This window comes from Pseudomonas sp. RL_105y_Pfl2_101, assembly GCF_963970585.1.
Classification (GTDB): Bacteria; Pseudomonadota; Gammaproteobacteria; order Pseudomonadales; family Pseudomonadaceae; genus Aquipseudomonas.
This window is the reverse complement of record NZ_CAXAPG010000008.1, coordinates 141,590-161,636: the sequence shown is the minus strand read 5'-3', so window position 1 is coordinate 161,636 and position 20,047 is coordinate 141,590. Positions and strand designations below refer to the sequence as shown.

Genomic DNA, 20,047 nt, shown 5'->3' with positions numbered 1-20,047 from the left:
ATACGCACTTATGAAAGGGGTGAGCTTGTATCAGTTGCGTCGTTCGACGATATATCGCGCCAAGTCGCGCAACGGTTCGGCCGCCGCGTCAAAGGGTCGCAGCGCGGCCAGGGCCTGGTCGCGCAACTCCAGTGCATAGGCCTTGGCGGCGTCGAGGCCGAGCAGGGCCGGGTAGGTCGGCTTGTCGCGGGCGATGTCGGCGCCCTGGCGTTTGCCCAGGGTCTGGGTATCGCTTTCGACGTCGAGGATGTCGTCCTGCACCTGGAACGCCAGGCCGATAGCCCGGGCGTAGGTCTGCAAGGCTTGCAACTGGGCGGGCGTGGCGCGGCCGCTGGCCAGGGCACCGAGCCGGACGCTGGCCTCGATCAAGGCGCCGGTCTTGTGCCGGTGCATGTATTCCAGGGCGCTCTGGTCCAGCTTCAGGCCCACTGAGCCCAAATCGATGGCCTGGCCGCCGACCATTCCGGCAGGGCCTGCCGCCAGCGCCAGGGCGCTGACCATGTCCAGGCGAACCTGGGCCGGGCAATCGCTCAGGGCCGGGTCCAGCAGGGCGCTGAAGGCCAGGCTCTGCAAGCCGTCGCCGGCCAGGATCGCGCAGGCTTCGTCGAATTGCTTGTGGGTGGTGGGCTGGCCGCGACGCAGGTCGTCGTCGTCCATGGCCGGTAAATCGTCGTGCACCAGCGAATACGCATGGATCAGTTCCACCGCACAGGCGGCGCCGTTGGCCTGCTCGGCCCGGCCGCCCAAGGCTTCGCACGCGGCGTAGGCCAACAGCGGCCGCACACGCTTGCCGCCGTTCATCACGCTGTAGCGCATGGCTTCGTACAGGCGCGCCAGTTCCGGGCTCGGGGCGCTGAACAAGCTATCCAATGCAGCGTTGACCCGGGCCTGGCTGCTGGCCTGATAGGCGCCGATCATTCAGGCTGTTCCGCGTCGAAAGGCTCTTCGGTCAGCTCACCGTCACGTTCGAGCAGCAATTGCACTTTCTGCTCGGCCTGGGCCAGCGCCGCCTGGCAATCGCGAGTCAAGCCGATACCCTGCTCGAAGGCGGTCAGCGAGTCTTCCAGCGACAGTTCGCCGTTCTCCAGGCGTTCGACCAGCGTTTGCAGGTCGGCCAGAGATTGTTCGAAATCCAGTGCAGCTTTTTTACGGGCCATGGCGGCTATTCCGGTTGACTGTTAAACCGGCGCGACACTAGCAGACATGGGGGGTTCGGGCAAATCAGGACCGCCGGGCGTCACCCCGATCAGCAAGGATGTCGGAACCTGTGGCGAGGGGATTTATCCCCGCTGGGTTGCGAAGCAGCCCTAAAAGCTGACACCTCGGAGTGTCAGCTGGATTGAGTCCTCAGCTTTGGGGTCGCTTCGCAACCCAGCGGGGATAAATCCCCTCGCCACAAATGATCTCAATCAGCGGGATAGTTGATTCGGTAACGGGTGCTGCGCCCGCCGCCGGGCATCCGCTCCAGGCAACCTTTCTCCAGCAGTTCCGCCAGGTGTCGCGTTGCTGTCGCCTTGGAGACCTTGGCCACGGCTTGATATTGAGCGGCGCTGATCCCCTGCCCGAAGCCTTTTTCGCCGCCATCGAGCAACCGGTTCAGCACTTTGGACTGTTCAGGCGTGAGTGCCGAAGCGCGATGGGCCTGCCAGAATCGGGTCTTGCCCAGCACGCTTTCGATCTGTGTCATCGCTTTATGCAGGCTGCGCAACAGTGTCTGCAGGAACCAAGTCAGCCAGCCGGTGATATCCAGCGTGGCTTTCTGGCTGTTTTCCAGGATTCGGTAATAACCGGCGCGGTCGTCCAGGATGCTCACGGACATGGCGTAGAAACGGATCGCCTGAGCCTCACCCTGGGCCAATGCCAAATCGGTCAGGGTGCGGGTCAGGCGACCATTGCCATCGTCGAATGGATGCAGGGTAACAAACCAGAAATGAGCAATGCCGGCACGCAGTAGCGGATCGAGGCTGGCCTGATGGCGACTGGCTTCGAACCAGTCGACGAACGTTTGCAATTGCTGTTCAAGGCCCTGGCGAGGCGGCGCCTCGAAGTGAACGATAGGTCGGTCCAGCCTGCCCGAAACCACTTGCATCGGTTCGTCACCGCGCAGCGCGCCTACGCGGATCTGTCGATAGGCAAGATCGCTTGTTTGATCAGGAAACAACCACTCGTGCCATTCCAGCAAGCGTTCGACCGTCAGGGGCTGGTTGAAGTGCCGGGTCGCGTCCAGCAACAGGTTCGCCAAGCCTTCGCTGCGTTGGCTGACCGGCGTGTCGTCGACGTGCTCGAGGCCCAGGCGGCGAGCGAGGGACGAGCGCACCGAGCCGACATTCAATTGTTCTCCTTCGATAGCCGAAGAGGTCACGATGTTTTGCAGCAAGGCATCCAGTTCGTTCTGGGCACTGAGCGAAGCCGTGACCGCGCCCGTCATGCCGAGCAATTGACCTTGTGTCTGCACGCATTCGCGTAGCAGGGGTGCCAATGCTTCAGCTTGCCAGCGGAAGTCGGGCCAGTCGGGCTGTTGCCAGATCCAATGGGGTGTCATGCGCCTGTCCAAAGATGAATGAGCCGAATAATAGCGCTATTCGGCTCATCTTGTGAGCCGAATAAGCCCTCTATTCGGCTCGCGCCCCCCCTCAGTACGTGATTTCCCACACAGAATCGCGCGTTCCCCGATTGTGAAAAAACCGTCAAATCGATACTCTTCGCGCCATCTACGGCCCCCTTGCGACGGGGCCTTCAGACGAAACCCGAATAATGACAAGCAGCGCTGAGGATTGGCGCCGGGTTGCGTCATGCATGGCAGGAGGCATACGTGCGTTTTCTTTCTTTATTGATCGTGCTAATGGCCGCGCCGTTGGCGTGGGCGCAGCCTTCTGCCGAGATGTCGGAGCCAGTGGGCGGCTGGCGTTATAGCGGCTTGCTCGACCGCACCGAAAACCCGCAAGTCGCCTATCCCACACCGCCCATCGACCGGGGCGTGCAGCGCAACCGTACGATGATCGAGGGCCGGCTCAAGGCCATGGGCACGGCTCGCCAGCCCCACAGCCTGGCGGTCAACGGCAATCCACTGAATCTCTATACCGACGACGAGGGGCGTTTCGCCCGGCCGTATGCGTTCGGCGCCGGCTCCAACAGCGTCGAGGTACGCAGTTCTGAAGGCCAGTCCCTCAAGCGCGTGCAATTCTATGAAGCCAACAACCTGCGCACCCCGGCGCAGATCCGCGTGGTGCTGGGCTGGGACGATCCGAAAGCCGAACTCGATCTGCATATCGTCACGCCCGACGGCCAACATGCGTTCTTCGGCCAGCCGGCGCTGAGCAACGGCGGCGGTCTCGATCCGGATGGCGTCGATGGCCCCGGCCCTGAAATGTTCACCATGACCGCGCCGATGCACGGCACTTACCTGGTTTACGTGAACTATTGGGGCAACTACGGCAACGGCGGCTACAACTTCGATGAGGCCAGCAACCAGAACGAGGTGATCGCCTCGCAGATCAACCTGGTGCTCAACGAAAACACGGTCGATGAAAAACGCGAGACCTTTGTCGTGCCCCTGCGCGCCATTGGCGATCTGTTGCTGGTAAAGACTTTCAACTACTAACGCTCCACGGATGAACAGGCCCTTGTGAATATGAGCGACAACACTGCTTCCTCGACCACGCCGACACCTGTCGCCAAACCTGTACGCCGCTGGCCGGTGATACTGATCGGGCTGTGCCTGGTCGCAGGTGTCGCCGCCGGGTTGGGCTGGTTTATGAACAAGCCCAAGGCGCCGCCCATGGAGTTGGCGTTGGAAAAACTCGGCGTGAGCCGTCCCGACGGCTTGCTCGAGGCCCACTCCCTGAGCCAGTTGCCCAAGGACCTGTTGGCAGTCCCATTCCTCAAGGCCACGCTCACCGAGGACTTCGTCTTCTATTACGAGGCCCATGCTGACCGTCTCGGGCTGATCGGCAGCCTGCGCCGGATCATCTACGAGCACGAGCTCAAGCTGCAGGACAGCCTGATCGAAGAACTTTTCGACCAGCCGGCCGATGTCGCGCTGTGGCGCGGTGCGGACGGTCGCCTCAAGGATTTCCTGCTGGTGATGGATCGCGGTGGTCTGGCCAAGGTCCTGGAACCGTTGGCGAAAGTCGCCTTGGACGACACCCAGTTGAGCAAGCTCGGTGACCTGAAGGTTGGCGGCGATGAAGTTGGGCTCTACCAGCTCAGTTATAACGCCAGTAAATCCCTGGTCTTCGCCTCCCATGGCGACAAGCTGGTCGTGCTCTCCAACCCGACCAAACTCTACGACCCAGGCAATGGCCCTACCGATGAACCCGGCATGGTCTCGACCCAGGCCCTCGAAGCACTGCTGGCCGGTGAAAAACTGTTCCCCGAAGCCTTCGGCCTGCCGCCCAAGGCGCCAGAGGTCAAGCAGCGCATCTCGGTCAACGCCAGCGTGCTCGCCATGGGCTACCAGCGTTTCATCCCGAACTTCGCCGGCTTGCGTTTCGACATGGACGACAACGGCTGGCACAGCTTCCTGGCGATGGACGAGCAGGAAAACCAGCCGGACTTCGACGTCAAGCCGATCTGGCAAGCCATGCCCATGGGCGCCAGTGCCTGTGTGGCCTTGCCCCTGGCCGCCGAGCAGCACAAACCCTTGCTGGTAAAACTGGGTGCCGACGAAAAAACCGCCCAGGCCATGGTCGACCATGTGGCCGGCGCCGCGGGTCTGTGCTGGTACGCCGATTCGCGCCTGTACACCCCGCTGCTGGTGGCGAGCCTGAATGACGACGACGGCAAGCTCGACGCCGACCTGGGCAACCTGTTCGGTTCGATGGTCGGCGCCTATGAAAACAACGTCGCCGACCATGCATTCCCGGTTGTCGAGAAACAAGCAGGCTCGACGCACCAGTGGCTGCGTCAGGTCAGCTCCAATTTCGGCCCCTACCTGGCCAAGGACGCTGAGCAACCCGAGGCGATTACCGGCAAGGCGTTCCTGCGGGTGAGCCTGGCGCGCCACGGTTCGACCTTGCTGTTCTCCCTTGATGACAAACTGGTGGACAAGGCCCTCGGTACCCTCGACAAACGCTTCCCCCCCATGGCCGACGTGGTGCCCAAGGACCTGCTGATGCCGGTCTACTTCGGCCCGGAGTCCATGGCGCAGTTGATGCAGCGCGAAACCCTCGACAGCTTGCCCCAGGACATGGAACCGGTGTTCTACAACGCCGCGCAAACCTACCTGATCCCGAAACTGCGCACCCTTGGCGGCTACGGCAAATACGCCCTGACCTTGCCTGAAGGCAGCGAGCCGGACGGCCACTGGCAGTGGCTGCCGCTGGAATGGAAAGCGCTGTGACAGCACTGATCCGCAACCCCGCATTGATGCTGCTGCTGGCATTACTGCTCGGCGGGCCTGCGTTTGCCGGCGAGGCGCCGGCATTGGATGTGCAGCAATCCAAGGTCTTTCGCGCCTGGTTCGTGCGCATCGCCCAGGAACAGCTGAGCAAAGGCCCGAGCCCGCGCTGGTATCAGCAGGACTGCGCCGGGCTGGTGCGCTTTGCCGCCAACGAAGCGCTGAAGGTCCACGATGAAAAATGGCTGCGCAGCAATGGTCTGTCCAATCGCTACCTGCCGCCGGAACTGCCGCTCAGCGATGCGCAACGGCGCCTCGCCCAGCAGTGGCAGCAGGGCGGCGGCAAGGTCGGGCCCTACGTCAACGCGATCAAGCTGATCCAGTTCAATAGCCGTCTGGTGGGCCGGGATGTCACCCAGGCCCGCCCCGGCGACCTGATGTTCTTCGATCAGGGTGACGACCAGCACCTGATGATCTGGATGGGCCGCTACATCGCCTATCACACCGGCACCACAACCCCTACCGACAACGGCATGCGCTCCGCAAGCCTGCAACAACTTATGAACTGGAAGGACACCCGATGGATACCCGACGCAGCCAACCCCAACTTCATCGGCGTCTATCGACTCAACTTTCTCTCCCAATGACCGGTGCCCGCATGCTGCGCTTGTGTTCAAAATTGCCCCTGCTGTTTGCCTTGTTGCTGGCACCTGTCGTAAATGCCGAAGATACGGTGGAACCCAGCGGCTACACGCCGGTGTCCGGTGAAAGCTTCTTCCTGCTGGCCGACAGCAGCTTTGCCAGCGACGAACAGGCCATGGTCCGCCTCGAAGCGCCGGGCCGCGACTACCGTCGGTTCCGCATGGAGCCCTATGGGGGCGCCGATATCCGCGTCTATCGCATCGACAAACCGCTGGATTTCCTCAAGCGCCAGAAGAACCTGCACCGCGTGGTCAGCGATGGCCAGTTCAAGGGCGAAGGCCTGTCCAACACCCTCGCGTACCTGTGGGACAACTGGTATCGAAAATCCCGTCGCGTGATGCAGCGGGCGTTCTCCTACGAGTCGCGCCAGCAGGTCACCGAAGAAGTGCCGGAACTGAAGATTGGCAATGCCCTGGTCGCGCCAACACCGTACGACGCTCCAGCGCAATTTTCCTTGATCCCCGGTTTGCCGGTGGTCAGCCAGTTCCGCTACCCGTTGTGGCAGGCCAAGCCGATCCAGCCGCCGGCCGGGGTCAACCTGGCGGGTTCGTCCAGTCAGTTTGTCAACGTCGCGCCGGGCAACGTCTATGTGCCGTTGGGCCAGTTGAAGCCAGGCCTGTACCTGGTGGAAGCGCTGATCGGCAAATACCGCGCAACGACCATGGTCTTCGTCTCCAACACCGTGGCCGTGAGCAAGATTGCCGGCGATGAATTGCTGGTCTGGGCGGCACGCAAGCATGAAGGGCGTTCGGTGCCCAAGGTCAACGTGCTGTGGACCGACGGCCTGGGCGTAATGAGCAGCGGTGCCACCGATGAAGACGGCCTGCTGCGTCTCAAGCACGTCAGCCCGGAGCGTTCGTTCGTCATCGGTGAAGACGAGGAGGGCGGGGTATTCGTCTCGGAGAACTTCTACTACGACAGCGAAATCTACGACACCAAGCTCTATGCGTTCACCGACCGGCCGCTGTACCGGCCGGGGGATTGGGTCTCGCTGAAAATCGTCGGTCGTGAGTTCAAGAATGCCCGTGATTCGGTGCAACCGACTGCCGCCGACGTCAATGTCAGCGTGCTGGACGCCACCGGCACCGAACTGCAAACCCTGGCCCTGAAGTTCGATTCCAAAGCCGGCACCCAAGGCCGTTTCCAATTGCCGGAGAACGCCGTGGCCGGCGGCTATGAACTGCGCTTCAGCTACAAGGACCAGCTCTACAGCAGCGCCTTCCGTGTCGCCGAATACATCAAGCCGCACTTCGAGATCGCCCTGAACCTGGCCAAGCAGGATTACCGCACCGGCGAGCCGGTCAAGGGTAACCTTGTGCTGCTGTACCCGGACGGCAAACCTGTGGTGAATGCCACGGTGAGCCTAAGTCTGCGCGCCCAGCAACTGTCGATGGTCGATAACGAGCTGCAATACCTGGGGCAATTCCCGGTCGAGCTGACCAGCAGCGAAGTGACCACCGATGCCAAGGGCAACGCGACCCTCGACCTGCCGGCCGCCGACAAGCCGAGCCGCTACACGCTCACCGTGTTCGCCAGCGATGGCGCGGCGTATCGGGTCAAGACCACCAAGGAAATCCTCATCGACCGTGGCGCGGCGAATTTCCGCCTGAGTGCTCCCCAACGGTTCAGCGCCGCCGGCCAGAAGGTGTCGTTCAGCTACGCCAATGAAGGCGGCAACGAACAAGCCAAAGCCGTGACGCCAGGCAGCTACGCCTGGGTGCGCCTGGAAGACCAGAGCACCGGAGAAGGCAAGCTGGCCGCCAAGGACAAGGGCTTCAGCCTGACCTTCGAGCGTCCCGGCACCTACAACCTGACGCTCAAGGATGACCACGGCCGGGCCATTGGCGCCGCCGCCCATGCGGTGACCGGTGAAGGCATCAAGGCCGTGCCGGGCACTGTCGAGATTGTCTTCGACAAGCCTGAATACAAGACCGGTGACGAAGCGCTGGCGCTGATCACCTTCCCGGAGCCGGTCAGCGATGCGCTGCTGTCGCTTGAGCGGGACAAAGTCGAGGCCACGGCGCTGCTGTCCAAGGGCGGCGACTGGCTGAAGCTGGAAAAGCTCAGCGACACCCAATACCGCGCGCGCATTGTCGTGAAGGATAACTTTGCGCCCAACCTGACCTTCTCGGTGCTGTACACCAAGGGCGGCCAGTACAGCTTCCAGAACGCTGGCATCAAGGTGATCACACCGCAGATCGATGTTGCTGTCGTCACCGACAAAGCCACCTACCGCCCGGGCGACACGGTGACCGTGGACCTGAGCACCCAGTTCGCCGGCAAGGCGATCCCGGCGCACCTGACGGTCAGCGTGGTGGACGAAATGATCTACGCCCTGCAACCGGAAGTGGCCCCGACCATCGATCAGTTCTTCTATCACCCGCGTCGCAACAACGTGCGCACCAGTGCCAGCCTGTCGTTCATCAGCTACGACGTGGCGCTGCCAGGCAGCCCTGGCGCGCCGGGCAAGGCCAATCGTAGTGAACGCGGGGTCAAGGTGCTGGAACGGCCGCGCCGTGAAGACGTCGACACCGCTGCCTGGCAGCCGGAGCTGGTCAGCGATGCCAGCGGCAAGGCCCGCTTCACCTTCAAGATGCCGGACTCCCTGACCCGCTGGCGCATCACGGCCAAGGCGATTGCCGACGACGGCCAGGTGGGCCAGAAGAAGCAGTTCATCGCCTCGGAAAAACCGCTGTACCTGAAGTGGAGCGGCCCGACCCGTTTCCGCACGGGCGACAAGCCGCAACTGGGCCTGTTCGCCTTCAGCCAGTCTGAAAAACCGCTGAAGAGCGAGCTGCTGATCCGCTACGCCGGCGCTGAGCAGCGCATGGTGGTGGACCTGAAAAACGGCATCAACTACGTGGCGTTGCCGGCCTTGGAACTGAGCAGCGGCGACTTGAACGTGCAGTTGCAATTGAACGGCGAAACCCAGGACGCCCTGGCCCTGCGCTTGAACGCCAGCGGCAACGGCTGGCAAGTCACCCAGAACCAGCGCCTTGATGTGACGAGCGGCGACACCCCGCTGACCCTGCCGGCCGACGCCAGCGATATTCGCTTGCGTCTGGATGACAGCCCGCAAGCGTTGTTTCGTTCGGCCCTGGATGACCTGCTGAGCTACCCATACGGTGGCGTCGAGCAGACCGCCAGTCGTCTGTTGCCGTTGAGCATTGCCTATCCGACCCTGGCATCGAACCCGAAGATCCGCGACCGCTTACGGCTGATCATGCAAAACAGCCGCTTGCGCTTGGTGCAGATGGCCGGCCCCTCGGCGAGCTTCACCTGGTGGGGCCAGGACGGTGAGCCGGATGCCTTCCTCACCGCCTATGCCTATTACGCCGACTGGCACGCCAGCAAGGCCTTGGACCTGAGCCTGCCGCCGGAGCACTGGCAGCGGGTGCTAGAGGTCTACGCCAAGCAGGCCGGTGATACGCCACTGCTGCAACGGGCGCTGATCCTGTCGTTCGCCAAGCAGATGCAGCTGCCGGTGAACACCTTGCTCAGCGGTTTGATGGATGATCTGGCGAAAGCCAGTGAAGGCAGCACCGAGAGCGTGCTGGACAGCGGCGAAGACAGCCTGGTCATGTATGCGCCGGATTCTGCCCTTGGCCTGGCCAGCGCCCGTGTCCTGACCGCATCCCTGGCGAAACAGGCCAAGGTGCCGTTGCCGGCGGCCTTCAGCCTTCAAGCCGATGCAGCGCAACAGCAGCTGGAACTCAGCTCGCAGCCGTTCGTCGAGGCCCTGGTGTTGTCGTTGCAGAGCTTTGATCAGGCTCGCGCCACTGCATTGCTGGAGCGCGTGTTGCCGCAGCAGTCCACCCTGGAGCGGGCCCTGGCTTTGACCTGGTTGCAGCGCAGCATCGAACAGGCGGCGCCGGCCGTAGCCCTGGCGCCGGGCGAAGGCTGGGCAGCCAAGCAGGGCGCGACCGGTGAAACCTACTGGCAGTGGCAGGGCGCGCAGCTTCCAACGATGTTGACCCTGACTGGCGCCCAGGAGCGTCCATTGCAAGCGGCACTGAGTTTCCAGAGCCAGCAACCGCCGGTAGCGCCGATGGCCGTGTCCATCACCCGTCGTCTGTCGCGTCTGGTGCCGGGTGACGAGGCTTTCACCTTCAAGCTCGAAGCCGTGGGCAACAAACCATTGTCCAGCGACAGCCTTTACCTGGATGAAGTGATCATCAACAGCAAGGCCCCGACGCCGCTGCGCTACGGCATGCTTGAAGTGCCGCTGCCGCCAGGCGCCGACGTGGAACGCACCACCTGGGGCATCCAGTTGCAGGGCAAGGCCGGCAGCGAGCCGACTTCCCTGGAAAAAGCACGCTTCGAGCCGGGGCAGATGGCTTATGCGGTGCCGGTGGATGCCCTCAGTGGCGAGCTGCGCCTGCGGCACTTGGTACGCTTCTCCCAGAAGGGCCAGTTCACCTTGCCACCGGTGCGTTTCACCCAGGTCTATGCGCCGCAACATCAGGCGCGGGAACAGAAACCGGCGCTCGGTCAGGTCACGGTCAACTGATATGCGTTGGCGGCTGGTTGGGTGGCTGTTGTGCTTGATCCCTGCGCTGGCAACAGCGCAGGACGAGCCGTTACGCCTGGCCTTCGACGGTCAATTGCTGCAAGTGAGCCAGACCCGGGTGCTGGATCGCCAGCCGCTGCCCGACACCTTGCAGGCGCCACTGGGCAGTCTGTGGAAGCTGTTTGTCTACGCCTGGCTGGTGGACACCGACGCTCGCGAGCCGGTCTATGAGTGCCGCGGCGAATCGAAGGAAGAAGTCTATTGCTGCAACGCCGGGCAGCGCATCGGTCGTGACCAGGCACTGGTGAAGTCCTGCGGCCTGTACTTCGAGCCGCAGCGGCTCGGGCTGTCGGCCTCGACCTGGCGCGATTACTGGCAGGCCCGTCAGGCGCCGGCCTGGTTGTTGGATCTGCCGGCCTTGCAACCCCAGACGCCAGTGCCCGTCGGGCAATTGCTCAAGGCCCTGGCCACGCTGCCGGCCCAGGACCAGGCCCGGCGGGTGCTGCTGGATGTAGTGCTCAGCGCGGCGGACGGGCGGCTGGTCGGCGAGTTGGGCAGTCGCCTGCGGGTCAAGACCTGGAGCTGGCTGGGTGACCAGGGGCCTTCCTCCCGACAGGGCGGTTTCGCCGGTTGGTTAGCCGATGGCACCCCGGTGTGGGCGGGTGGTCGCGGTACCAGCCAACAGGTCCTGAAGGTCTACGGCGAAGGTTTGGCGACGGCATTGCCGTCTCGCTGGCCGGCGCAAACCGGGCGTTGCGTGGAAGTCGGCCTGTTTGCCCGTTATCCGTTGCAACGGGTGATGACCGATGACCGGCCTGCCACGCCGGGTCAACTGCGCGGTGATTACCGCGTCGAGTTCACGAATGGCAACCAACTGGATATCCACAGCGATGGCGAGCTGTTCCTGATGTCCGGCAAGCTGGTGGCGCGCCTGGATCGGGAGGAATACGTCGCCCGGGTCTTGCAGCGCGAAGCCAAGGCCGAGCCTGCCGAAGCGGCCAAGGCATTGGCTGTGGCGATCCGCACCTATTTGCTGCAGAACGCCCAACGCAGCGGTGATTGCCTGAGCATCGACGACAGCAGTCATCGTCAGCGTGTCGCGCCACGCCCGGCGACACCGCAAACCCGCGCCATTGCCGCCTGGACCAGCGACCTGGTCCTGGCCGGCGCCGATGTCACCTACCACTCCGACCAGTCTGGCCCGGACAAACTGTCCTGGGCGCAAGCAGTGGAACAAGCCAACGCCGGCCAACGCTACGACGCCATCCTGCTGCATGCCTACCCACGTGCCAGCCTCAGCCGCTGGGACAACCCGGTGGCATCCTGCGAAGCGCTGCCCGCCGCCCAGAACTGGTTGCTGAAGCAGCGCCGGGGCTGGCGTGAACGGCTGGAAAGAGAAGTGGGCTACAACGAAATCAGCACTTTCGCCGTCTGCCGCGTTGCCTTTGGCCGGCCTTATGTCGACCGCGAGCGCCAGCGCATCTATGTGCGCGGCGTGCGGTCGCTGCAGGATCGTCTCGACCTGACGCATGAATATTTGCACCTGGCCTTCGAAGCTCATCCCAACGGCCAGGACGAAACCTATATCGAAGGGCTTGCCCGTCACCTCTTGCTGGAATAGACCATGACACTCCGTTATCCACAGGTCTTGCTGTTGCTCTGCGCCCTGACCGCGTTGCCACCGGCCGTGGCCGCCGACGCCCTCAAGCTCGACACGCCGATCGGCGGCTGGCGCAGCGGTGCGCCGGGCGGTGAAGGCGAAAGTTTCAGCCAGACCGTCAACTACCCGGCTTCGTCGGTCAACACGCCTGCGGGTCAAGCCAGTACCGCGCGCATTACTGGACAGATCAAAGGTGCGCCCAAAGGCAGCAACGCGCCAGGCCAACTGATCGTCAACGGTGTCAGCCTGCCGCTCAAGCTGGATGAGGAAGGTCGCTTCGACCGGCCATTCTCGTTCCCCAACGGCAGCAACAGCGTTGAAGTACGCAGTGCCGATGGCCAGCAGCGCCACCGCACACAATTTCTCAACACCAGCGGCGGCGCCACACCGGCCAAGCTGCGGGTGTTGCTGACCTGGGACAGCGACGGCACGGACCTGGACTTGCACTTGGTCACGCCCGATGGCGCCCACATCTGGTATGGCGACCGTGCAGTCGCCAACGGCGGCGCCCTCGACGTCGACGTCACCACCGGCTACGGCCCGGAAATCTTCGCCATGCCCGCGCCGATCAAAGGCCAGTACCTGGTGTACGTGAACTACTACGGTGGCGGTTATCGCAGTGAAGAAGGCAGCGAGGGCGGTGGCGAGCAGGCACAGCAAGCGCTGACCACCGCGAAAGTCACCGTGATCACCGAAGAAGGCACGCCGAACGAGAAGATGGAAACCTTCGTCGTGCCGATGAGGGCGGTGGGCGAGCTGACGTTGGTTAAAAGCTTCAGCTATCCGTAAGCAACCCTTGCTCCCGCTGGGCTTGTGTAGGCGCTGCCGCAGGCTGCGATCTTTTGATCTTTCGCTTGAGACTCAAGTGTCTGGGGAAAAATCGCAGCCTCGTTGCACTCGACAGCGCCTACGGTGTGTTTCTTGGGAGTATTTGTGACAAAAAATCTCACGCGTGAGCTATTGTGAGGTCCAGAAGTTACCTGTAGTGTTTCTCACGCGTGAGTTTTTCACAGTGGGGTCAGTACCATGCCAACCAGCTCTCCATCAGATCCGCCAGACGGGTCTGTGACCGATTCAGCGAGCCGCACGGGAGAGCGCGCCAAACCCTCCGCGAAAAAACCGTCGAGCTTCTACATGAAGCAGATGCGCGCGGGCCTGAGTGCCGCCGGGTATGTGAAACACGAGACTTGGGTGCTTCCCGAAAACCGAAGCCTGCTCAAGCAAATGGAGAAACAGCTACGCCAACCGATTCTGGCTGGCTCATTCATGTCGGAGGATTACATGAGCGCAGGTAACAACTGGAACATCGATCGCCTCTACAGCGCCCTTCAGGCCCTGGAAGTGGTCGCGAACGACATCACTCTCTCTCTCGTTCAAGGCTCCGAGTCCAGCATCAAGCTGGAAATGAATGACTTCGGTGGCTTGCCGATCTACATCGCAGTGGTGGGCGACCAGATCATCGTCGATACCGTCCTGGTGGACGTCGAGTCGATCAACGACGTCGCGGCATTCAATGACGCCGTGCTGCGCAGCCGGGAGATGTTCCCGCTGTCTTCCATCGGCATCGAGACCATGCCCAACGGACAGGTCGTCTACAACATGTTCGGTGCGTTGGCCTCCGACTCTAGCCTGACCAACGTCGTCACCGAGGTCAAAACCCTCGTCGACAACGTCCAGCGCGCCAGCGAAGCCTTCGAACGCTTTTTCATTTAATTCGCCGAATAGGAGCCATCCAATGACTCAGTCCATCTGGAGCAAGTTGTTCACCGCACTGCGTGGCGGTGCCAACGAAGTCGGCGAATCGATCGTCGACCAACAGGCCCTGCGTATCCTTGACCAGGAAATTCGCGATGCCGACAGCGCGCTGGCCAACGCCAAGCGTGAGCTGGTCACCATCATGGCCAAGCACAAGCTGGCGACTGATCGCGTCGGCGAATACAACGCCAAGATCAACGACCTGGAAGCCAAGGCCCTGGCCGCGATCCAGGCCAACCGCGAAGACCTGGCACTGGAAGTGGCCGAAGCTATTTCGACCCTGACCAACGAACTGGACGCCGAGCAGAAGCACGCGACCGAATTCGGCGGTTACGCGGACAACATGCGCAAAGACATCACCAAGGCCGAAAGCCGGATCAAAAGCCTGCGTCAGCAAGTGGACATGGCCAAGGCCCGTGAAAGCGTGCAGAAGGCCCAGGTCAGTGCTTCGATCGCCAGCGGCGGCGCCAATGGCAAGCTGGAAACCGCCGTCGGTACGCTCAACCGCCTGCAGGCCAAGCAACAGCAACGTGCCGCTGAGCTGCAAGCCCAGGACGAACTGGCCGAGGCTTCGACCGGCTCCGACCTGGAGCGCAAACTGCGCGACGCCGGCATCACGTCGAACGAAGGCAGCGCCAATTCGATCCTGGAGCGCCTGAAGAAAAAATCGGCTGAGTGATCGGTACGCGCACACCGAACCCGTGCTCCCGCTGAACGTGTAAGCGCTGGCGAAGCCTGCGATCTTTTGATCTTTCGCTTGAAATTCAAGTGTCTGGGGAAAGATCGCAGCCTCGCTGCGCTCGACAACTCCTACACAGCGCTTACGACCCAGCGGGAGCACCCGTGTCCGACACGCCACGGATTTAATTGTGGTACAGGTACTTTTATCCAAACCCCGCAACAGGTTTAATGCTATCCGGCCACTACGCTCGAGCCCTCAGGCGCCAGAGCGATGATCCCGCCAGGAACCAAACCCCACAGAGTCAGGGACGAAATGTCGATTTTCCTATTGTTGCGCACGTACGCGGCGTCCTTTTTCCATCGGTTCGGCTGGGCGGGCCTGAGCATCGCGTTGGGCGTGCACCTGGCCACGGCCTGGATCGGCCTGGTGCTGCTGGGCGAGCAACACCTCATCAGCGCCGCCACGTTTATCTACTTCTATCTCACCACCACGCTCACCGTCGGCTATGGCGATCTGTTGCCACAGACATCCGCTGGGCGAATTTTCGTGGCGACCTGGATCATGCTCGGGGGCATTGCCCTGTTGACGACGGTCATCGGCAAAACCACCAGCAGCGTCATCGATGTATGGAGAAAAGGCATGAAGGGCAAAGGCGATTTCACCGGCAAGGTCGGCCACACGGTTCTCATTGGCTGGGAGGGCGCCCCCAGCGAACGGGTCATTGAGTTGCTGCTGCAGGACGAAACCTCCAATGACAACCTGATCGTCATCTGCGATTGCGATCTCGAAGAAAACCCCATGCCCGGCAAGGCATCGTTCATCAAGGGCGACAGCCTGTCCGCCGTCGCGCTGTTGCAGCGTGCTGGCGTGCCTGGCGCCGAGCGTGTGCTGGTGCGAACCCATTCCGACGACCTGACCCTGGCCACAGTGCTGGCGGTCAATCAATTGGGGCCGGTCGGGCATGTGGTCGCGCACTTCAATGACAGCGAAATCGCCGCCCTGGCCAGCGCTTACGCTCCCAGCCTGGAATGCACCTCCAGCATGGCCATCGAAATGCTGGTGCGCGCCTCCCAGGACCCGGGCTCGTCAGTGGTCATCAATGAATTACTCTGCGTCGGTCAAGGCGCCACCCAGTACCTGATGAAGCTGCCCGAGGCATTTGAAGCAACGTTCGGCGACCTGTACGCACGGATGAAAGAACAGCACAACGCTACGCTGATCGGCTACCGCGCCAAAGGTGCCCAACAACCGTCGATCAACCCGCCCGGCGCTACGCGCGTCGTGGGCGGCGAACTCTTCTACATCGCCTCCGCGCGTCTCAAGGAAATTTCCCATGGGGTGGTTTAAACGGTTGATGGGGCTTGAAGCCCCGAACGCGAACACCGCCAGCCATGGCGCGCCCATCACCGGGCCCCTGGGCCTGGCCTCCGGCAAGCAGATCATGTTCGACGCCACGCTCAAGTTGTTGCTCGACGGCAACAGCGCCGTGGTCATCCCGGGTTCCCAACAGATCTGGAGCCTGGGCGTCGTCGACCTCGGGCAGTCGAACTGGCTGTCGCGCTGCTACATGAACGATGAAGACTACTGGCTGCAAGTGCACACCAGCGGCGATATCGCCGGGCAGGTCGAGTCGGTGATCCTGTTCAACTACCTCAGCTACGTCACGATCAACAGTGAAGCGCAATTGCGGCGTCTGGCTGGCCCTGAAAGCCTGATCGGCCTGCCGACCTACACCCACAACGGCGTCGAGTACACCCGCGAATGGGGCACCGAGGCTGGCCAGACAGAATTGGTGGCGTTGAGCGAGCGCGTGAGCAATCCGGATGAGTCCTACAGCGTCGAGCACCGTTCGATGCTGTACGCCCGCGACACCGGTCTGACGGATCGCCGGGAGTTCCTGCTGTTCTCCGTCGAAGAGGACGCAGAAGGCGCCGTCGCCCTGAGCACTTCGCTGGGCATTTCGCTGTACATCACTGACCTGAACACTTTTTGAATAAGGAAGAAGTCCATGCTTGAAGCACTCTCCATTTCCCTGAACAAAGCCGCCGTGCTTGGCTTTGTCATGTACATTCTTGGCGCCGCCGTGCTGTTCGCGCTGTTCCAGTTCATCTACACCCGCGTCACGCCGCACAAAGAGTTCGAACTGATTCGCTCGGGCAACGTGGCGGCGGCCATCGCCCTGGGCGGCGCTGTCATCGGTTTCGCCATCCCGGCCAGCAACGTGATTGCCTACTCGATCAGCATGCTGGACTTCGTTGTCTGGGCGGTGATCGCCGCTGTCGTCCAGTTGTTGGCGTTCCTGGTGACCAGCCTGGTGCTCAAGGGCGCTTCCGCGCGCATCAAGAACGGTGAAATCGCCGCCGGTATCTACATCGCTGCCGTGGCCATCAGCGTCGGCATGTTGAACGCCGCGTGCATGACGCCTTCCTCGAACTGATTGCGCCACGGAGAACCCGATGAAACGAAGCAAGTACGTTCAGCTTTCGCTGGCCGCGTCGGTCGCCCTGGCGATATCCGGCTGCGGGCCAACGGAAAAAACCTACAAGTTGCAGAAGAAGTACAACTTCCAATCCGTCCAGCAATGTGTCGATGAAAAACTGCCGGTGGACATTTGCGCCGACGCCTACATGACCGCCATGGCCGAGCATCGTCGCGTTGCGCCGACGTACGTCAGCCAGGCTGATTGCGATGCCGACTTTGTCCCCGATTGGTGCCAGCAGGACTCGTCCGGTCAGTTCATCCCCAAGCTGGGCGGTTTTGAGCTGAGCGCCGATGGCGAGGTCACGCAATCCCAGGTCGACGCCGCCCGGGCGCAACTGCCGGCTTCGGAAGCGAACGTCGGTGGTTCAGGCTTCGGCAACCTGCTGACCGGCATGCTGATCGGCAATATGTTGAGCGGCAACCGCAACAGCTATTACTCGGAGCCGGTCTACCGTTACCGCGACGATCGCGGTGGCTATGGCTCCTCGACGCTCAGCCAGCGGGTTGCCAGGGGCTCGACCTTTACCAAGTCCAAGCAGGCGCGGTACGGCAGCTACACCGACTCCATCAAGAGCAGCAAGCCGATGTCCGTCTCGTCCTCCACCTCTCGCGGTGGTTTCGGCAGCAAGGCCAGCGCCCGCAGCGGTTGGGGCGGTTCGAGCAGCTTCGGCGGCTGAGGAACGAGGGCCATGAAGAAGATCCATTGCGCAGAACGGCATGACTGGAAACAGACCGCCGAGCAGCTCGGCTTTCTGTTCCACACCATCGACGGCGAACCCTATTGGGACGAAAGCGCGTACTACCAGTTCACCCTCAAGCAGATCGAGGAGGATCTGGAAGACCCGACCACCGAGATCCATGAGATGTGCATGGACCTCGTGGCCCGCGTGGTCCAGAGCGAAGAGTTGCTGGAACGCCTGAGCATTCCCGCGCCGTTCTTTGACCTGGTGCGCACTTCATGGCTCGAAGGCCACCCGCACCTGTATGGGCGCATGGATTTCTCCTACAACGGCAGCGGCCCCGCCAAGCTGTTGGAACTCAACTACGACACGCCGACCAGCCTCTACGAGGCGGCGGCGTTCCAGTGGGGCTGGCTGGAGCAATGCATCGAGCGTGGTGTGCTACCGGCCCATGCCGACCAGTTCAACAGCATCGACACCAAGTTGCATCAGGCCTTTGCCCAGTTGCAGCTCAAAGAGCCGTTTTATTTCGCCTCGATGAAAGGCTCGGTGGAAGACAAGGGCACCACAGACTACTTGCGCTTGATTGCGGAAAAAGTCGGCATTGAATCGCGGCACATCGATCTCGAAGACATCGGCCTCAACAGTGATGGGCGTTTTGTCGACCTGGAGGAGCGCTGGATTCCTCACCTGTTCAAGCTGCATGCCTGGGAGTTCATCTTCCACGAGCCATTTGGCGCCGCGATTGCCGAGTGTGATACGCAGTTTTTCGAGCCGGCCTGGAAGTCGATCATCTCGAACAAGGGCATCCTGCCGCTGTTGTGGGCGTTCAACCAAGGCCACCCGAACCTGCTCGCGGCCCATCTGGATACCGACACGAGCAAAGCGGTGCCCAAGGGCTGGGTGCGCAAGCCGTTCTTTTCCCGCGAAGGCGCCAACATCGAGCTGCAGACCGCTGATGGCCTGATCGTGAAGGAAGACGGCCCGTACACCGACGCACCGTTCATCCTCCAGGAGTTCGCGCCGCTGCCGAAGTTCGACGACAGCTACACGCTGATCGGTTCCTGGGTCATCGGCGACCAGGCTGCCGGCATTGGCGTGCGGGAAGACAACAGCCTGATTACCAAGGATTCAAGCCGGTTTCTGCCGCACCTGATCCTCGATTGATTCTCCCTCCACACCCAAACCCCTGTGGGAGCGAGCCTGCTCGCGATAGCGGTAGATCAGCCAGCATGGATGTTGACTGACATGTCCCTATCGCGAGCAGGCTCGCTCCCACAGTTTAGGTGTTCGCCACAGGCTTTCTCAGGTCCACCAGTACCGCACCAAATGAAAGAAGATCGGCGCCGCGAAACACACCGAGTCCAACCGGTCGAGCATGCCGCCGTGGCCTTCGATCATGTGGCCCCAGTCCTTGACGCCGCGGTCGCGTTTGATCGCCGACATGACGATGCCGCCAGCAAACCCCAGCAAGTTGATCAGCAAGGCGATGAGGAACGACTGCCAGGGATTGAACGGCGTGATCCACCACAGCGCGCCACCGATCAGCGAGGCCAGGAAAATGCCGCCGACAAACCCCTCCACGGTCTTGGAGGGCGACAGGTTCGGCGCGATCTTGTGTTTGCCGAACAGCTTGCCGCAAACGTACTGCAACACATCCGAGAGCTGCACCACGATCACCAGGTACGCGATCAGCAACAGGTTGCGCCCTTCGAAACCGGCGATGTCCAGTGTCAGCAGGGCCGGGACGAAGGAGATGCAGAATACCGCGATCATCAGCCCCCACTGGACCTTGGACGCGCGCTCCAGGAAGTGCGTACTGTCGCCGCCCAGGGACGCCAGGATCGGTAGCAGCAGGAACACATACACCGGGATAAAGATCGAAAACAGCCCGTACCAGTCGTAGTAGATCAACAGGTATTGCAGCGGCAGCGCCAGGTAGAACGCCGCCACCAGGGCTGGGTAATCACTGCGACGGGTCGGTGTCAGGGTCAGGAATTCCCGCAGGGCGTAGAACGACACCGCGTAGAACAACAGGATCACCGCCGCGTTGCCGAGCCAGAACGCGATGCCGATCACCAGCACCATGATCCACCAGGCATTGATCCGCGCATTGAGGTTGTCGATGACGGAGTTCGGCGCGCCTTTGGTCCGCAGCCTGAGAATGAAACCGATCAACGAAGCCAGCACTAGAATCGCGCCGATCCCGCTAAACAACATCAGGGTATATCGATCCATG

At 62.0% G+C, this 20,047-nt stretch carries 17 protein-coding genes; 13 read left to right on the top strand and 4 right to left on the bottom strand.

The genetic code is table 11. From position 1 onward, the window contains the following. Positions 1 to 30: 30 nt before the first annotated feature. The 3 genes from ispA to AACY31_RS12220 all read right to left on the bottom strand — a co-directional run bounded on the left by ispA (position 31) and on the right by AACY31_RS12220 (position 2,542). Positions 31 to 918 carry a (2E,6E)-farnesyl diphosphate synthase gene (gene ispA / locus AACY31_RS12230; RefSeq protein WP_339481539.1) on the bottom strand — a complete coding sequence of 296 codons (888 nt, stop codon included), beginning with the start codon at positions 916 to 918 and terminating at the stop codon, positions 31 to 33. Further along, complete coding sequence (locus tag AACY31_RS12225; protein WP_003185917.1) at positions 915 to 1,157, bottom strand: exodeoxyribonuclease VII small subunit; 243 nt, start codon at positions 1,155 to 1,157, stop codon at positions 915 to 917. Before AACY31_RS12225 ends, ispA begins: the two co-directional genes overlap by 4 nt. A gap of 248 nt (positions 1,158 to 1,405) precedes the next feature. Further along, positions 1,406 to 2,542, bottom strand: coding sequence for a Fic family protein (locus AACY31_RS12220; RefSeq protein ID WP_024617555.1), 1,137 nt, complete (start codon positions 2,540 to 2,542; stop codon positions 1,406 to 1,408). A gap of 300 nt (positions 2,543 to 2,842) precedes the next feature. Here AACY31_RS12220 and AACY31_RS12215 point away from each other — a divergent pair, with 300 nt between their 5' ends. The 13 genes from AACY31_RS12215 (at position 2,843) to AACY31_RS12155 (ending at position 18,975) form a co-directional block, all read left to right on the top strand. Then, on the top strand, positions 2,843 to 3,601 hold the full coding sequence (locus AACY31_RS12215; protein WP_339491728.1) for a YfaP family protein: 759 nt from the start codon (positions 2,843 to 2,845) through the stop codon (positions 3,599 to 3,601). Between the two features lie 30 nt (positions 3,602 to 3,631). Next, positions 3,632 to 5,341, top strand: a complete 1,710-nt coding sequence (locus tag AACY31_RS12210; RefSeq protein WP_339481542.1) for a DUF2138 domain-containing protein — start codon at positions 3,632 to 3,634, stop codon at positions 5,339 to 5,341. After that, positions 5,326 to 5,985: a DUF1175 domain-containing protein gene (locus AACY31_RS12205; protein WP_445261537.1), complete on the top strand. Its 660-nt coding sequence runs from the start codon at positions 5,326 to 5,328 to the stop codon at positions 5,983 to 5,985. The genes AACY31_RS12210 and AACY31_RS12205 overlap by 16 nt, the downstream gene beginning before the upstream one ends. Further along, positions 5,982 to 10,550 carry an alpha-2-macroglobulin family protein gene (locus AACY31_RS12200; RefSeq protein WP_339504536.1) on the top strand — a complete coding sequence of 1,523 codons (4,569 nt, stop codon included), beginning with the start codon at positions 5,982 to 5,984 and terminating at the stop codon, positions 10,548 to 10,550. The genes AACY31_RS12205 and AACY31_RS12200 overlap by 4 nt, the downstream gene beginning before the upstream one ends. A gap of 1 nt (position 10,551) precedes the next feature. Beyond that, entirely contained in the window at positions 10,552 to 12,171 is a 1,620-nt protein-coding gene (locus AACY31_RS12195; RefSeq protein ID WP_339481543.1) for a DUF2300 domain-containing protein, read from the top strand. 3 nt (positions 12,172 to 12,174) lie between these two features. After that, complete coding sequence (locus tag AACY31_RS12190; RefSeq protein WP_339481545.1) at positions 12,175 to 12,999, top strand: YfaP family protein; 825 nt, start codon at positions 12,175 to 12,177, stop codon at positions 12,997 to 12,999. Between the two features lie 345 nt (positions 13,000 to 13,344). Beyond that, positions 13,345 to 13,923, top strand: coding sequence for a YjfI family protein (locus AACY31_RS12185; protein WP_339481547.1), 579 nt, complete (start codon positions 13,345 to 13,347; stop codon positions 13,921 to 13,923). A gap of 22 nt (positions 13,924 to 13,945) precedes the next feature. After that, positions 13,946 to 14,644: a PspA/IM30 family protein gene (locus tag AACY31_RS12180; protein ID WP_339481548.1), complete on the top strand. Its 699-nt coding sequence runs from the start codon at positions 13,946 to 13,948 to the stop codon at positions 14,642 to 14,644. 315 nt (positions 14,645 to 14,959) lie between these two features. Then, on the top strand, positions 14,960 to 15,994 hold the full coding sequence (locus AACY31_RS12175; RefSeq protein ID WP_339481549.1) for an ion channel: 1,035 nt from the start codon (positions 14,960 to 14,962) through the stop codon (positions 15,992 to 15,994). Then, a complete protein-coding gene (locus tag AACY31_RS12170) occupies positions 15,981 to 16,640 on the top strand; it encodes a DUF2491 family protein (RefSeq protein ID WP_339481550.1) in 660 nt (219 codons plus the stop codon). Before AACY31_RS12175 ends, AACY31_RS12170 begins: the two co-directional genes overlap by 14 nt. A gap of 15 nt (positions 16,641 to 16,655) precedes the next feature. Then, complete coding sequence (locus tag AACY31_RS12165) at positions 16,656 to 17,084, top strand: DUF350 domain-containing protein (protein WP_339481552.1); 429 nt, start codon at positions 16,656 to 16,658, stop codon at positions 17,082 to 17,084. A gap of 19 nt (positions 17,085 to 17,103) precedes the next feature. After that, the gene (locus AACY31_RS12160) at positions 17,104 to 17,805 is read left to right on the top strand and encodes a DUF1190 domain-containing protein (protein WP_339481554.1); all 702 of its coding nucleotides are present in this window, start codon (positions 17,104 to 17,106) and stop codon (positions 17,803 to 17,805) included. A gap of 12 nt (positions 17,806 to 17,817) precedes the next feature. Beyond that, positions 17,818 to 18,975: a glutathionylspermidine synthase family protein gene (locus AACY31_RS12155; RefSeq protein WP_339481555.1), complete on the top strand. Its 1,158-nt coding sequence runs from the start codon at positions 17,818 to 17,820 to the stop codon at positions 18,973 to 18,975. Between the two features lie 138 nt (positions 18,976 to 19,113). On the opposite strand, the gene AACY31_RS12150 is transcribed toward AACY31_RS12155, so the two are convergent. Then, entirely contained in the window at positions 19,114 to 20,046 is a 933-nt protein-coding gene (locus tag AACY31_RS12150) for a phosphatidate cytidylyltransferase (protein ID WP_339481557.1), read from the bottom strand. Position 20,047 lies beyond the last annotated feature (1 nt).